Source organism: Pseudogemmobacter faecipullorum (assembly GCF_020539525.1).
Classification (GTDB): domain Bacteria; phylum Pseudomonadota; class Alphaproteobacteria; order Rhodobacterales; family Rhodobacteraceae; genus Pseudogemmobacter; species Pseudogemmobacter faecipullorum.
In genome coordinates, this window is sequence record NZ_JACDXX010000001.1 from 22905 (window position 1) to 37264 (window position 14360).

The following is a 14360-nucleotide window of genomic DNA, read 5'->3' on the forward strand; positions in this document are numbered from 1 at the left end:
TAACTCAGCCCCAGACAGCGTTTTCCGGGCACATCCATGACCTATATCGTCACAGACAATTGCATCGCCTGTAAATATACCGACTGCGTCGAGGTTTGCCCGGTCGACTGCTTCTATGAAGGCGTGAACACGCTCGTCATCCATCCCGATGAATGCATCGACTGCGGTGTCTGCGAGCCGGAATGCCCCGCCGATGCCATCCGCCCGGATACCGAGCCGGATATGGAGGAATGGGTGGCCTTCAACCGCAAATATGCCGAGATCTGGCCCGTGATCACCGAAAAGCGCGACGCCCTGCCCGAGGCGGCCGAGCGTGACGGCGAAACCGGCAAGCTGGCAAAGTATTTTTCGGAAGAGCCTGGCGCCGGCAGCTGAGCCGCAGCGGGCTTTTCAGGCGGCACCGAATGGTGCCGCAAATGCACAAAGGCCAAGACCCTTTTGTGCAACAAAAAACCGGCGACGCATTGCAGGCGCGGCATGACCGCTATCCCTTGCGGCGGTTGGAATCGGGGTGATTCTGTGTTATACTCAGGCCAGAAACCAGCATAAACGCCTGAAACTGCCTCAGGACTGCTCGCCTGAGACAGCTATTTTTGTGACATCGACATCCCGAAGGCTACAGGCCCTGCCTGTGGTGGGTGACGTTTGTCAGGAAATACAGGGGTTTGACCGAGGAAGGCCCGTATGACCAAGTCGAAGAAGCCCGATTTCCGCCCGAATGAGTTCGTTGTCTATCCTGCCCATGGTGTCGGCAAGATCATCTCGATCGAAGAGCAGGAAATTGCCGGGTTCAAACTGGAGCTTTTCGTCATCACCTTTGAAAAGGACAAGATGACCCTGCGGGTTCCGACCCATAAGGCCACCGAAATCGGCATGCGTGCCCTTTCGGCCCCGGATGTGATCGTCAAGGCGCTCGAAACCCTGAAGGGCAAGGCCCGGGTCAAGCGCGCCATGTGGTCACGCCGCGCTCAGGAATATGAGCAGAAGATCAATTCCGGCGATCTGATGGCGATTGCCGAAGTGGTCCGCGACCTGCACCGCGCCGATGACCAGCGCGAGCAGAGCTATTCTGAGCGTCAGCTCTATGAAGCGGCGCTTGAGCGTCTGACCCGCGAAGTTGCTGCCGTTTCGGGCGGCGATGAGGCAGGCGCACAGAAAAAAGTCGGTGAGGTTCTGCTGTCGCGCGCGGCCTGATCCCTCGCCTGACCGCAAAGAAAAACGGCGGCCCACTGCGGGACCGCCGTTTTTTATACCCTGAGCCGGAGTTCAGTCCCATTCGCGCAGGCGGGCGACATAGCGCGCCATAGTATCGACCTCGAGATTGATCTTATCGCCAAGCGCGACCCCGCCCCAGGTGGTCACCTTCTGGGTATGCGGGATAAAATTAACCCCAAAATCGCACCCCGAAACTTCATTCACCGTCAGCGAGGTGCCGTTCAGCGCCACCGAGCCCTTCTGCGCGATGAATTTCGCCAGCGCCTCAGGCGCCCGGAAGGTCACGCGCAGGCTGTCGCCCTCGGGCGTCATCGCCACCACCTCAGCCACGCCGTCCACATGGCCCGAGACGATATGGCCGCCCAGCTCGTCGCCAACCTTCAGCGCGCGCTCGAGGTTCAGCTTTTTGCCGGCCTTCCAGCTTGCCAGATTGGTGATCGAGACGCTTTCAGCGCTGATCTCAACATCGAACCAGTCGCGCCCGGCAGCGCCCGGCCCCTTTTCAACCACGGTCAGGCAGACGCCTTCGCAGGCGATTGAGGCGCCGATATCAATTCCGGCAGCCGGGTAAGAGCTGGCGATGCGGGCGCGCAGATCGCCGCGCTGCTCAAGCTCAAGAATTTCGCCGATATCGGTCACGATTCCGGTGAACATGGCAGGCCCTCTCCGTCATTCCCAAATCTTGCGCTTTGATCTATCCCCGCTCTGTCCGGCCGAAGCAAGCCCCGTCACCGCCGCAATTCCGCCCAGAGCCAGGTGCAAAACTGCAGAGGTCAGAAGCCAGCCGCGCGCCGCGCGCAGGAGGAAATGCCGGAATGCCGCTTTCAGGTCACGGGAAAAGCTTTCTGCTGCTGCAGGGACCGCATGGCCCGTTTTTCTCGCGACTGGGAAAGATGCTCACCCGCTCCGGAGCCTCGGTCTGGCGGGTCGGCTTTAACCGCGGTGACCGTGCCTTCTGGCATGACAGTCGCAGCTATATCGCCTTTCGCGGCACCGCCGATGACTGGGAGCCGCAACTGCACCGGCTGATCGCCGATAAGGGCATTACCGATCTGGTGCTTTACGGCGATACCCGCCCGGTCCATGCAAAAGCGGTGCGGCTGGCGCGTGAAGCCGGATTGCAGATCCATGTCTTTGAAGAGGGCTATCTGCGGCCCTATTGGGTCACCTATGAGCGCGGCGGCTCGAACGGCCATTCCCGGCTGATGCAGACTTCGGTCGGGGCGATGCGCGAGGCTCTGTCACGCACCGATACCGATCTGCCCGATGCCCCGGCCCGCTGGGGCGATATGCGCCAGCATATGTTCTGGGGCGCGCTCTATCATTTCTTCGTCTGGGCCGGGTTCTGGGATTACCGCAACTTCCGCCCGCATCGCGCCCTGACCGTGCGGCAGGAGTTTCTGCTTTACCTAAAGCGGCTGAGCCTGCTGCCCTTCCACGCGCTGGAGCGCCGCCTCGCCAGCTGGCGCATCCGCTTTGGCGGCTTCCCCTATCATCTGACGATTCTCCAGCTCGAGCATGATGCCAGCTTCCGCGATCATTCGCCTTTCGCGACCATGAGCGAATTTCTTGAACTGGTGACCCGGGGATTTGCCGAAGGCGCTCCGCCGCATCACCACCTGGTGTTCAAGGCCCATCCGCTGGAAGACGGCAGGGTCGCGGTCAAATCCACCATCCGCCGGCTTGCCAGGCAGTATCAGGTGGCGGACCGGGTGCATTTCGTGCGCGGCGGCAAGCTGGCGGGGCTGCTCAATCATGCCCGCTCGGCGGTAACCGTCAATTCCACCGCCGGTCAGCAGGCCCTCTGGCGTGGATTACCGCTGCGCGCTTTTGGCCGCGCGGTCTATTCCAAGCCGGAATTTGTCTCTTCTCAGCCCGCCGCGCAATTTTTTGCCGAGGGTCAGCGCCCCGATACCAAGGCCTATCGCGATTATCGTCATTATCTGCTTGAGACGAGTCAGGTTGCCGGTGGCTTCTATTCCTCGCGGGCGCGGCGTGAACTGCTACGACAGGTGGTAGATATGCTGCTTTCCGACCAGGATCCTTATGATGCCCTGGTCAGCGGGAACGCGGCTCCCCGGCAACAGTTGCGACTGGTGACCTGAAAACTGCGCCAGCGCAGGCTTTTAATTAGTGCCCACATTCCCTATCGTTGCGGGCAAAACTTGAGGCAATTTCGCCGAAGGAGCCCGGCATTGAAGCTGAAGACCAACAGGGGGGCCAGAGCCCTCGCCTTGTTTGCCGCTGTCAGCCTGGTTGCAGGTTGCGGCCTGCCGCGTTCGGGGCCGAACAAGAAAGAGATTTACGCCGGTTCGGTGCTGAAAGAGGGTGATGCCTATATCGTCACCGTCAATTCCCGCGTGACCCGCGCCACCTCGGTAATGCCCGCTTTCGGCTTCTCGGATACATTCCGCAATGCGGGCCTGGTCGGTGCCGATACCATCGCCGCCGGCGATGTGCTGGCGGTCACCGTCTATGAAAACGTCCGCGACGATCCGCTGCTCGGCAATACCGGCCAGCGTGTCTCGCAGCTGACCGAGGTCCAGGTCGATGGCCAGGGCTTTATCTTCATCCCCTATGCCGGACGCATCAAAGCCTCAGGCAATTCGGTCGAATCGGTGCGCAGCGCCATCACCCGCAAACTCGACGCCCAGACCCCGGATCCGCAGGTCCAGGTGGCCCGCGTGGCCGGTGACGGCTCGACCGTGACCATCACCGGCGCGGTCGCCACGCCCGGCGTCTTCCCGATTGAGCAATCAACCCGCTCGCTTTCGGCCATGCTGGCGCAATCGGGCGCAATGGCGATTGATCCGGCCACGGCGCTGGTGCGGGTGACGCGCGGCGGCCAGACCGGCAAGATCTGGCTGAAGGATCTCTGGGCCAATCCGAAGATGGATATCGCGCTGCGCCCGGGCGACCGGATCGTGATCGAAGAGGATGAGCGCCGCTTCACCGCACTTGGCGCCACCGGCACCCAGAGCATCGTGCCCTTCGAATCTGAGACGCTCTCGGCGATTGAGGCGCTGGCCACCGTTGGCGGGTTGCAGACCATGGCCGCAGACCCGACCGGCGTCTTCGTGCTGCGCAACGAGCCCGAGGCGATTGCCAATGCAGTGCTGGGCCGCAAGGATCTGCGCGGCGATCAGCGCATGATCTATGTGCTCGACCTGACCGCGCCCACCGGGATGTTTGAGGCCCGCGACTTCCTCGTCCGCGATGGCGATACGCTTTACGTGACCGAGGCGCCCTATGTTCAGTGGCAGAAATCGCTTTCGGTGCTGACCGGCTCGGCAGGGGCAGCAGCAAGTCTTGATGCAGCGGCTGGCGGCAACTGAGACCTCTTGCCTTGGCAATTGAACGCGACCCGAAACCAGAGGCCGCCGTGGAGATCCCACGGCGGCTTTCGCATCTGAACCTGAGCTTTCTGCGCGACCGCCGGCTGAAACGCATATTGCAGCTGGCCGGGCATGATCTGCGCTTTGGCCGCCCGCGTCCGGGCGAGGGGGTGCTGGTCTGGGGCGCCTCGCCCACGGCGCTGCGCGGCGAGAAACAGGCGGCACGAAGCGGCGCACCGCTGATCCGGATTGAGGATGCGTTTTTGCGCTCGATCCGGCCCGGGCGGATGGGTGATGCCCCGCTGGGCCTGATGATTGATGGCGAGGGGCTGCATTTCGACCCCGCTCTCCCCTCGCGGCTTGAGCGGATCCTCTCTGGTGATGCCTTGGACAATTCGCACCTTCTGAACCGCGCCAGGCTGGGAATTCAGCGGGTACGCCAGCTGGAACTGTCAAAATACAACCTTCACGCGCTGAGCCTGCCCCTGCCCGCCCCGGGCTATGTTCTGGTGGTGGATCAGAGCCGGGGCGATGCCTCACTGCGCGCCTCAGCTGCGGATCAGCATAGTTTTGACGAGATGCTGGAGGCCGCGCGCAAGGACTGGCCCCATGCGCCGATCCTGATCCGCAGCCATCCGGAAACGGCGCAGGGCCTGCGCCCCGGCCATTACGGGCCCGAACATCTGCGCGATGCCAATGGCCCCGGCATTGCTTTCAGCGACCCCTCCCTGCCGCCCTATGCGCTGATGGAAGGGGCGCTGGCGGTCTATACCGTCTCCTCTCAGATCGGATTTGAAGCCATCCTCGCCGGGCACCGGCCCAGGGTCTGGGGCCTGCCCTTTTACGCAGGCTGGGGGCTGAGTGAGGATCGCACCCCTCCCTCCCGCCGCAACCGCAGGCTGACCCGGGCCCAGCTCTTTGCCGCGGCGATGATCCTTGCGCCGCTGTGGTACGATCCCTGCCGCGACCGGCTCTGCAGCTTTGAAGAGGTGCTCGACCAGTTCGAAGCCGAGCTGCGCGCCTTCCGCCAGGACCGCAAAGGCCATATCGCCAGCGGCATGCGGCTGTGGAAACGCCAGCGGCTGCAGGCCTTCTTTGGCCGGGAAAAGCCTTTGCGCTTCATCGAGGCACCGGAGCGGGCCCGGGCAAAGGCCGTGCAAAGCGGTAAATCGCTGCTGATCTGGGCAGGCAAAGCGCCGGAGGAACTCAGCACTCCGGCGCTGCGGGTTGAGGACGGGTTTCTGCGCTCACGCGGGCTTGGCGCCGAGCTGGTTCCGCCCTTGTCGCTGGTCTGCGATGATCTCGGAATTTACTATGATCCCAGCCAGCCTTCGCGGCTGGAACAGCTGCTGCTCAGCCCGCTGCCGCCCGGTGGCCGCGAAAGGGCCGAGCGGCTGCTCGACCGGCTGCTGCAGGCAGACCTGACAAAATACAACCTCGACGGTGCGGATTTACCTCAGATCAACCAGGAGGATTTACAGAAATCACGCATTCTGGTCCCGGGCCAGGTCGAGGATGATGCCTCGATCCGCAAGGGGGCAACCGGGCTGTGCCGCAATCTGGATCTGTTGCGCGAAACCCGCGCCGCCAATCCCGGCGCGCTGATTTTCTACAAACCGCATCCCGATGTTGAGGCGGGCCTGCGGCTCGGGGCGCTGCCAGCCGCCGAAGTCGCAAAATATGCCGATCACCTGCTCTCCCGCGTGCCAATGGCCAGGGCGCTGCATGCGATCGACGAGGTCTGGACCCTGACCTCGCTCACCGGATTTGAGGCTTTGCTGCGCGGGCGGCGCGTCACCACTTTTGGCGCCCCCTTCTATGCGGGCTGGGGGCTGACCCGCGATCTCGGCCCCATCCCCGAGCGACGGCTGCGCCAGGCTGACGGCTCGCTGCAGCCCCGCCCCGATCTGCTGCACCTGGTCCATGCCAGCCTGATCGCCTATCCGCGCTACTGGGATCCGGTCTCGCGCCGCCCCTGCCCGCCCGAAGTGGCGCTGGAGCGGCTGGCGGCGGGAGACATTCCGCATCCCGGCCGCCTCAACCGCCTGCTGGCCAGATTACAGGGCCGCTTTGCCAGCCATGCCAGGCTTTGGCGCTAGCAGCCAGAAGCGCAGCATCAGCGACAGCCCGGCGGCAAACAGACCAACCACCAGACCAAGCCAGAGCCCCGGCCCGCCCCAGCCCAGCGGGAAGGCCAGCACATAGCTGGCCGGCACCCCGATCAGCCAGTAGCTGACCGCCGCCAGGACCATCGGCACTTTGGTATCCTGAATGCCGCGCAACAGACCAAGCGCCATCACCTGCATCGCATCGGCGAGCTGGAACAAAGCCGCATAGCCCAGCAGCACCGCGCCAAAGCTGAGCACAAAGGCCGAATCCGCTTTGTTCAGATCAAGGAACTGACGCACCAGAACCTCGGGCCAGGTGAGGAAGACCGCAATCACCACGCAGACCACGCTGCCCGAAATCGCCAGCGCGACCAGCGCCGCACGACGCAATCCGAAAGCATCATGCATGCCCTGATAGCTTGCCACCCGGATCGTGGCGGCATTCGACAGGCCGACATGCGCCATGAAGGCAAGCGCGGTGATCTCAAGCGCAATACCATGCGCCGCCAGCTGGGCCGCGCCAAGCCAGCCCATCATGATCGCGCTGGCCTCAAACAGTCCGGTCTCAGCGAGGCCGGTCAGGCCGATCGGCAGGCCCAAGCGCCAGACCTGGCCCATTGCGGGCCAGTCGGCGCGCCAGAACCGGCGAAACAGCTGATAGCCGCGCAGCGAGGGCAGCAGTGCCGCATAGAGCGCGAGGCAGAGCAGCGAAAAAAGCTGCACCGACAGCGTCGCAACCCCGGCCCCGGCCACGCCCATCACCGGCGCGCCGCCATTGCCGAAAATCAGGAACCAGTTGATGACGCTGTTCACGCCAATTGCTGAAACCGTCAGCCAGAATGCGAATTGCGTGCGCCCGAGCGCCGCCAGCCAGCCCTGCAGCACCAGGACCGACAGGCCCGGCCCGAGGCTCAGGCCGGCAATACGCAGATAGGCCTGGGCCTCGCGTGCCACTTCCGGCGGCTGATGCAGGAGCAGCAGGATCGGCTCTGAGAACCAGAATACCGGATAGATCACAATGCCATAGCCAAGCGACAGCCAGAGCCCCATCCGCGCCGAGCGCCGCAGCTCGGTCTCATCGCCGCGCGCCTTTGCCGATGCCGCCAGCGGCATCACCGCCCGGCCAAAGCCGGTGCCCAGCATGAAAAGAATGAAATAGCTGGAGGTTGCAATGACCAGGCCGCTCTGGGCGATCACGCTATACCAGCCGACCATAGCGGTATTCACGACGTGCAGCCCGACCTGGGCCACCGCAGCACCGACCAGTGGCAGGCCAAGGATCAGTGTCGCCCGGATATGGCCGGGCACCGAAAGAGGCTTTTGTATCATAGTCCAATCCCTAGCCGCTGCCTTGCATCCGGACAAGCGGCCGCTGCAGACCAGGGCAGGGAATATCAGCAGAGACGCAAAAGAAAACAGGGTGGCCCAGCATGGAGCCACCCTGTGGTATTCCTCAATGATAAGTATCAATGCTCGCTGAAATAGGCGCAGTGCTTATCAGTTTCGCCACCAGATCCCGTGGCAGATTGAGGGCTGAAATGCTGCTTCATCTCCCCCTCAGGAAGGGTAGCATTTATAATAAGTTCGACCAAAATAAATTGTTCAACCGAAGAACAGTTTTTTATAGTGTGGCCAATCAATCTTGAGTTTTAAATAACGAATAGAGCCGCCCGAATTATTTCATCTGCCCGCACTGGCGCTGCCGTTTTCGGCGGGCGGAGTATAATACCGCTGTGCTATACCGGGTCAGGCGAGAATAATCCCTGTGGCAGGCCGCGGTACAAAAGCTTCGGTCCTTTCTTGCCCGCTCTGAGGCAAAGCCATAGCCTTGGGCTGAAAAATCGCTAAAAACGCAATGCCCAAAGGCAGATAGCGCGCCGGGGGGCAAGCAGAAGCTGAACCGGAGATCCCTCATGCTGACCCTTTACGGCGTCTATCGCTCCCGCGCCTCGCGCCCGCTCTGGCTTCTGGCCGAGACCGGCACCCCGTTTCGCCACGTGCCGGTGATCCAGGCCTACCGTCTCGCCGGACAGCCTGGCAGCGCTGCTGTGCTGAACACCGCTTCGCCCGAATTTCTGGCGATCAACCCGCAGGGGCAGATCCCGGCAATGCAGGATGATGGCCTGCTGCTCACCGAATCGCTGGCCATTACCCTGCATATTGCCCGTCGTTATGGCGGTGATCTCGGACCACAGACCCCGGCCGAACAGGCGCTTTGCGAGCAATGGGCTTTGTTCGCTGCCACCTCGGTTGAACCCCCGGCGCTGGAGATTCTGCTGGCCATCGAAAGCAATGATCAGCCCGAAACCCGCGCCCATATGGCGCTGAGCGCCGAGAAGCTGCGCCGCCCGCTGCAACGGCTCGAACATTTCCTCACCACTCACCTCTGGCTGGTGGGCGGGCGCTTTACCGTGGCCGATCTCAATACCGCCGAATGCCTGCGTTACGCCCAGGGCTATAGTGAGCTGCTGGCGCAATATCCGGCTGTGCTGGCCTGGCTGGCGCGCTGCCAGGCCAGGCCCGGATTCCAGAGCATGTGGGAAAAACGCCTGGCCGAAGCGCCCTGAGGCCCGGGAGCGAAGCGGATCACACCTGCGCACAGTCACTGCGCGCCTCCGCCACTGGCGCCATCGCCCGCACCGCCCCAGATTCTGCGGCGAGACGGGCCTTCCGCTTCACGGAAGGCGCCACAGGTAAAGGGCGTATGTTATGAAAAAGATCGGTTTTCTGTCTTTCGGGCACTGGTCGAGCCAGAGAGGTTCGGCCACGCGTTCGGCAGCGGATGTGTTGCTGCAATCCATTGATCTGGCTGTGGCCGCAGAAGAGCTGGGCGCGGATGGCGCCTATTTCCGGGTGCATCATTTCGCACAGCAGCTCTCGTCGCCCTTCCCGCTGCTGGCCGCCATTGGCGCGCGGACGAAATCGATCGAGATCGGCACCGGCGTCATCGATATGCGCTATGAAAACCCGCATTACATGGTGGAAGATGCAGGAGCCGCCGATCTGATCTCGGGCGGGCGGCTGCAGCTCGGCATTTCGCGCGGCTCCCCCGAGCAGGTGGTCGATGGCTGGCGCCATTTCGGCTATGCGCCCGAGGCAGGCGATACTGATCAGGATATGGCGAGAAGTCACGCGCTGCGCTTCCTGACCCTGCTCGAAGGCGATGGTTTCGCAAAGCCCAATCCCCGGCCGATGTTCCCGAACCCGCCCGGCCTGTTGCGGCTGGAGCCGCATTCCGAAACGCTGCGCGAGCGGATCTGGTGGGGCGCGGCCTCGGATCAGACCGCGATCTGGGCGGCCGAACTGGGGATGAACCTGCAAAGCTCAACCCTGAAATGGGATGAAAGCGGCGAGCCCTTGCATATCCAGCAGGCGACCCAGATCCGCAAATACCGCGAGGCCTGGAAAGCCGCAGGCCATAAACGCAGCCCGCGTGTCTCGGTCAGCCGCTCGATCTTTGCCATCATGAATGAGCAGGATCATATGTATTTCGGCCAGGGCAGGCCCGAGCGCGATCAGGTCGGCGTGATCGACGATCAGCGCGCGGTCTTTGGCCGCTCTTACGCCGCCGAGCCTGATCAGCTGATCGAAGAGCTGAAAAAGGATGAGGCGATCGCCGAGGCCGATACGCTGCTGCTGACGGTGCCGAACACGCTGGGGGTGGATTATAACACCCATGTGATTGAAAGCATTCTCAGACATGTGGCACCGGCTCTGGGCTGGCGCTGAAGCCTGCCTCCGGCCCCCCCAGGGGGCCGCGGGCCGCCCTCCGGCCGGGATATTTGCAACCGCGCCGGTCCGGGGCCGCGCGCGCATGGGCCTGCCCTTCCGTCTCGATCCCGGGCAGGCTGTATCCCCGACACGGGCCGGACCGCGGCGGCGCCCCATTTGTGCGGCCGCGACCACACGCCCTGGATCTTGCGGGGCGCGCCCCCCTTGCACCCCTCCCCTTGGCGGTGATCTAATGCGAGACCAGAAATCATAAGAGCAGCGCATGGCCCCCAACGATTCCGGCGATCTCCTCGCCGTAAGCTCCGCCCAGACTTATGACGCCTCCTCGATCGAGGTGCTCGAGCCGCTTGAAGCAGTTCGGATGCGCCCCGGCATGTATATCGGCGGCATTGACGAGCGGGCCTATCACCATCTGGCGGCCGAAATCCTCGACAACTCAATGGACGAGGCCGTCGCCGGCCATGCCAATCGCATCGAGGTCGAGCTGCTGGCAGATGGCTCGCTGTCGATCCGCGACAATGGCCGGGGCATCCCGGTTGACCCGCATCCGAAATTCCCCGGCAAATCGGCGCTGGAGGTCATCCTCTGCACGCTCCATGCCGGTGGTAAGTTCAATGGCGATGCCTATGAAACCTCGGGCGGTCTGAACGGCGTTGGCTCTTCGGTGGTCAATGCGCTCTCCGACCATATGCGGGTCGAGGTGGCGCGCAATAAAGAGCTGTTCGTCCAGGAGTTTTCACGCGGCAAGCCGAAAGGCCCGGTCGAGAAAATCGGCCCGGCACCGAACCGGCGCGGCACCACGGTGATCTTCCATCCCGACCCGGAGATTTTCGGCCAGCAAAGCTTTAAGCCGGCGCGACTGATGAAGGCGGTCCGCTCGAAAGCCTATCTCTATTCGGGGGTTGAGATCCGCTGGAAATCGGCGATCCCGGACGGCGATATGCCGCTGGAAGCGACCTTCCATTACCCCGGCGGCCTCGGCCAGTATCTGTCCGAGATCCTGTCGAAAGACAGCACCTATTCGGAAAAACCTTTCGCGGGCAAAGTCTCGTTTAAAGAGAAATTCGGTGTGCCCGGCTCGGTCGAATGGGCGATCAACTGGACGCCGATGCGCGATGGTTTCATCTCGTCCTATACCAATACCGTACCAACGCCCGAGGGCGGCACCCATGAGAGCGGCTTCTGGGCCGCGATCCTCAAGGGTGTCAAAGCCTATGGCGAGCGGGTCAAAAACCGCAAAGCCGATCAGATCACCCGCGAGGATATGCTGACCGGCGGCTGCGCGCTGATCTCGGTCTTCGTGCGTGAGCCGCAGTTTGTCGGTCAGACCAAGGACCGGCTCGCCACTGAAGAGGCGGCGAAATGGGTCGAGAATGCCGTGCGCGACCATTTCGACACCTGGCTGGCCGCCGATCCGAAATCGGCCGGTGCGATCCTCGATTTCCTGGTTCTGCGTGCCGAAGAGCGGCTGCGCCGCCGGGCCGAGAAAGAGACCCAGCGCAAATCCGCCACCAAAAAGCTGCGCCTGCCCGGCAAGCTGACCGATTGCACCGCGACCGACCGGCGCGGCACGGAACTGTTCATCGTCGAGGGGGACTCGGCGGGGGGCTCGGCCAAAGGCGCGCGTGAGCGCAAAAACCAGGCACTGCTGCCGCTCAAGGGCAAGATCCTGAACGTGCTCGGCGCGGCCTCGAACAAGCTGAACGACAATTCCGAGATCCGCGATATCTGCGAGGCGCTTGGCGTGCAGATGGGGGCGAAATTCCGCGTCGATGATCTGCGCTATGAGAAGATCATCATCATGACCGACGCCGATGTCGACGGCGCGCATATCGCCTCGCTGCTGATGACTTTCTTCTTCACCCAGATGCGGCCGCTGATCGACAAGGGCCATCTCTATCTGGCCTGCCCGCCGCTTTACCGGCTGACCCAGGGGGCAAAACGCCTCTATGTCTCGGATGATGCCGAGAAAGAAAAATGGCTGGCCAAGGGGCTGGGTGGCAAAGGCAAGATCGATGTTCAGCGCTTTAAGGGCCTGGGCGAGATGGATGCGAAAGACCTGAAAGACACCACGATGAACCCCGAGACCCGCAAGCTGATCCGGGTTTCCATCGACGAGGATGAGGGTGGCTCGACCGGCGATCTGGTCGAGCGGCTGATGGGCAAAAAGCCCGAGCTGCGCTTCCAGTTCATTCAGGAAAATGCCCGTTTCGTGGAAGAGCTGGATGTCTGAGAAAGACCAGGCACTGCCAGTCGGACAGGAAAAGGCCGCCCTCCCGGGCGGCCTTTTCCTTTATCCCCTTGCGCTGCAGGACGCGCCGCACCCCCGGGATCAGCCCCCTGTCCCCTCGCGCTTTGCTTTCAGCTGGCCATGCTCGAACCCTGCCACCAGCACCAGGCCAAGGACCAGCGGGAAGATCAGGTAGAACAGGCGGAAGACCAACAGGGCGGCAAGTACAGTCTCGGGCGGGAATTCCGGCAGGCCGGTGATCACCACCAGTTCAAACACACCGATCCCGCCCGGAGCATGGCTGAGCAGCGCCAGCGAGAAGCCGACCACGAACACGCCCATCACCACCAGATAGCCCGGATTTCCAGCCTCAGGCAGAGCGAAATACAGGATCCCGGCGGCAAACAGCACTTCAACCGGCGCCACGGTTACCTGTTTGATCGCAATGGGCAGCGAGGGATAGGACAGGCGGAAATTGCGGATCTTCAGCTCGGGCAGCTTCAGCGCCGCCGAGATCAGATAGGCCGCCACCAGGGCCAGCGTGCCATAGGCCAGCCAGCGTGCCATTTCAGCCGGGATGAAATCGCCGATCCGGGCCACCAGATCGGGAGAGAGCGCAAAAGCCACGCCCAGCACGATCATCACCGCCAGCGCGAAGGTCAGCGAGCAGAAGGCAACCAGCACCCCCACCTCGGGCCCGCTCAGCCCTTTGGTCGTATAGGCGCGATAACGGATAACGGCCCCGGAAAAGGCCGAGGCACCAATGGTATGGGCGAGCGAATAGGTGGTCAGCGCGCAGCCGGTGACGAAGGCAAAATTCACCTTCTTTCTCAGATGCTGCAGCGCGATCACGTCATAAAGCGCCAGATTGACATAACAGGCGAGCGTGCAGCCGATAATCATCAGCCAGTGGAGCGGCGGGATGGCGCGGAATGCCGCCTTCAGATCCGCCCAGGACATGTCCTTCAGCTCATGATACAGAAACCAGCAGGATATCGTGATCGCGAGCAGGCCAATCAGCGGCCAGATGAAGTTTTTCCAATTCGCGCCGCCTGAGCTGCTGCTGCCTGGGGTCAAGCCTGCCACGTGTCACTTCCTGTCGTTTTCCGCACCGGGAGTACAGAGCCCCTCACCGGCTTTTACACTATCAGACCCCCATTCCCGGGTGAGGGCAATCACGCGCAGCGGGAAAATCCATGGCTTCACGATTTTCTGTTGCCGCATTGCAGCATCACCTGCCCCGGGAGTCTGTCCTTTTGGTAAAGCCTCAGCGCTGCAGCGATTTCAGATGTTCTGCAATCTGGACAAGGCGCAGCGGTGTCGGGGTGTAAATCCCGTCACCGCCGTCATAGGGCACCAGATCCGACTGCAGCAGCTCGGCAAATTCCGGCATGACCGCATGGCTGTCACGCCCGCCGGTATAGCCCCAGATCTTGCCCATCACCGCCGTCCCGGGGAAGGTGCCGCCATTCCGGGCCGACAGGCGGGTCAGATCCGCCGGTTCTTTGGCCAGACCGGCAGCAGCCAGGCCATTGCCCGCGCCCGCTGCACCATGGCAGGCGCTGCAGAAAGTGGCGAAATCCTCAGAACCAGCGGGCTTAGGCTCCTCGACGCAGGCGGCAAGCGCCAGCGGCAGGATCATCACAAGGGCGCGGCGCATCGCTGGTCTCCGTTCCTGGGGGGTGCGTAGGCGCAGGACTGGCAGACAACCACCGGATTTTCAAGCACCTGTTCTTTTCA

The 14360-nt window shown here is 62.7% G+C and carries 12 protein-coding genes; 8 read left to right on the forward strand and 4 right to left on the reverse strand.

The features are described from left to right. Positions 1-36 precede the first annotated feature (36 nt). Positions 37-375 (forward strand): ferredoxin FdxA, encoded by a 339-nt coding sequence (fdxA, locus tag H0485_RS00125; RefSeq protein WP_226933285.1) that lies wholly within the window; start codon positions 37-39, stop codon positions 373-375. Between the two features lie 309 nt (positions 376-684). Further along, positions 685-1194, forward strand: coding sequence for a CarD family transcriptional regulator (locus tag H0485_RS00130; RefSeq protein WP_226933286.1), 510 nt, complete (start codon positions 685-687; stop codon positions 1192-1194). A 72-nt stretch (positions 1195-1266) separates the two neighbouring features. Here the strand turns inward: H0485_RS00130 and H0485_RS00135 are convergent, their stop codons facing one another. After that, positions 1267-1869: a riboflavin synthase gene (locus H0485_RS00135; RefSeq protein WP_226933287.1), complete on the reverse strand. Its 603-nt coding sequence runs from the start codon at positions 1867-1869 to the stop codon at positions 1267-1269. A 161-nt stretch (positions 1870-2030) separates the two neighbouring features. Between H0485_RS00135 and H0485_RS00140 the strand changes: the two genes are divergently transcribed. The 3 genes from H0485_RS00140 to H0485_RS00150 all read left to right on the forward strand — a co-directional run bounded on the left by H0485_RS00140 (position 2031) and on the right by H0485_RS00150 (position 6649). Continuing rightward, positions 2031-3320 (forward strand): capsule polysaccharide biogenesis protein, encoded by a 1290-nt coding sequence (locus H0485_RS00140; protein WP_226933288.1) that lies wholly within the window; start codon positions 2031-2033, stop codon positions 3318-3320. A gap of 90 nt (positions 3321-3410) precedes the next feature. Next, positions 3411-4550: a polysaccharide biosynthesis/export family protein gene (locus H0485_RS00145; protein ID WP_226933289.1), complete on the forward strand. Its 1140-nt coding sequence runs from the start codon at positions 3411-3413 to the stop codon at positions 4548-4550. Between the two features lie 11 nt (positions 4551-4561). Continuing rightward, positions 4562-6649 (forward strand): capsule polysaccharide biogenesis protein, encoded by a 2088-nt coding sequence (locus tag H0485_RS00150; protein ID WP_226933290.1) that lies wholly within the window; start codon positions 4562-4564, stop codon positions 6647-6649. Here H0485_RS00150 and H0485_RS00155 read toward each other — a convergent pair. Beyond that, positions 6608-7987, reverse strand: coding sequence for an MATE family efflux transporter (locus tag H0485_RS00155; RefSeq protein ID WP_226933291.1), 1380 nt, complete (start codon positions 7985-7987; stop codon positions 6608-6610). The genes H0485_RS00150 and H0485_RS00155 overlap by 42 nt on opposite strands. A 584-nt stretch (positions 7988-8571) precedes the next feature. On the opposite strand from H0485_RS00155, the gene H0485_RS00160 reads away from it, so the two are divergent. The 3 genes from H0485_RS00160 to parE all read left to right on the forward strand — a co-directional run bounded on the left by H0485_RS00160 (position 8572) and on the right by parE (position 12623). Further along, positions 8572-9225 carry a glutathione S-transferase family protein gene (locus H0485_RS00160; protein WP_226933292.1) on the forward strand — a complete coding sequence of 218 codons (654 nt, stop codon included), beginning with the start codon at positions 8572-8574 and terminating at the stop codon, positions 9223-9225. Between the two features lie 142 nt (positions 9226-9367). Further along, positions 9368-10387 carry an LLM class flavin-dependent oxidoreductase gene (locus H0485_RS00165; protein WP_226933293.1) on the forward strand — a complete coding sequence of 340 codons (1020 nt, stop codon included), beginning with the start codon at positions 9368-9370 and terminating at the stop codon, positions 10385-10387. Positions 10388-10652: 265 nt separating this feature from the next. Further along, entirely contained in the window at positions 10653-12623 is a 1971-nt protein-coding gene (parE, locus tag H0485_RS00170) for a DNA topoisomerase IV subunit B (RefSeq protein ID WP_226933294.1), read from the forward strand. Positions 12624-12722: 99 nt separating this feature from the next. Here parE and H0485_RS00175 read toward each other — a convergent pair whose 3' ends face one another. Beyond that, the gene (locus tag H0485_RS00175; RefSeq protein WP_226933295.1) at positions 12723-13706 is read right to left on the reverse strand and encodes a lysylphosphatidylglycerol synthase domain-containing protein; all 984 of its coding nucleotides are present in this window, start codon (positions 13704-13706) and stop codon (positions 12723-12725) included. 181 nt (positions 13707-13887) lie between these two features. Further along, positions 13888-14280, reverse strand: a complete 393-nt coding sequence (locus tag H0485_RS00180; RefSeq protein WP_226933296.1) for a c-type cytochrome — start codon at positions 14278-14280, stop codon at positions 13888-13890. Between the last annotated feature and the right edge of the window lie 80 nt (positions 14281-14360).

What these genes read in the sequence shown, in the direction of transcription:
- H0485_RS00160 (WP_226933292.1), top strand. Translation starts at nt 8,572, where the DNA reads ATGCTGACCCTTTACGGCGTCTATCGCTCCCGCGCCTCGCGCCCGCTC.
- H0485_RS00130 (WP_226933286.1), top strand. Translation starts at nt 685, where the DNA reads ATGACCAAGTCGAAGAAGCCCGATTTCCGCCCGAATGAGTTCGTTGTC.
- H0485_RS00135 (WP_226933287.1), bottom strand. Translation starts at nt 1,869, where the DNA reads ATGTTCACCGGAATCGTGACCGATATCGGCGAAATTCTTGAGCTTGAG.
- H0485_RS00165 (WP_226933293.1), top strand. Translation starts at nt 9,368, where the DNA reads ATGAAAAAGATCGGTTTTCTGTCTTTCGGGCACTGGTCGAGCCAGAGA.
- H0485_RS00155 (WP_226933291.1), bottom strand. Translation starts at nt 7,987, where the DNA reads ATGATACAAAAGCCTCTTTCGGTGCCCGGCCATATCCGGGCGACACTG.
- H0485_RS00140 (WP_226933288.1), top strand. Translation starts at nt 2,031, where the DNA reads ATGCCGCTTTCAGGTCACGGGAAAAGCTTTCTGCTGCTGCAGGGACCG.
- H0485_RS00180 (WP_226933296.1), bottom strand. Translation starts at nt 14,280, where the DNA reads ATGCGCCGCGCCCTTGTGATGATCCTGCCGCTGGCGCTTGCCGCCTGC.
- fdxA (WP_226933285.1), top strand. Translation starts at nt 37, where the DNA reads ATGACCTATATCGTCACAGACAATTGCATCGCCTGTAAATATACCGAC.
- parE (WP_226933294.1), top strand. Translation starts at nt 10,653, where the DNA reads ATGGCCCCCAACGATTCCGGCGATCTCCTCGCCGTAAGCTCCGCCCAG.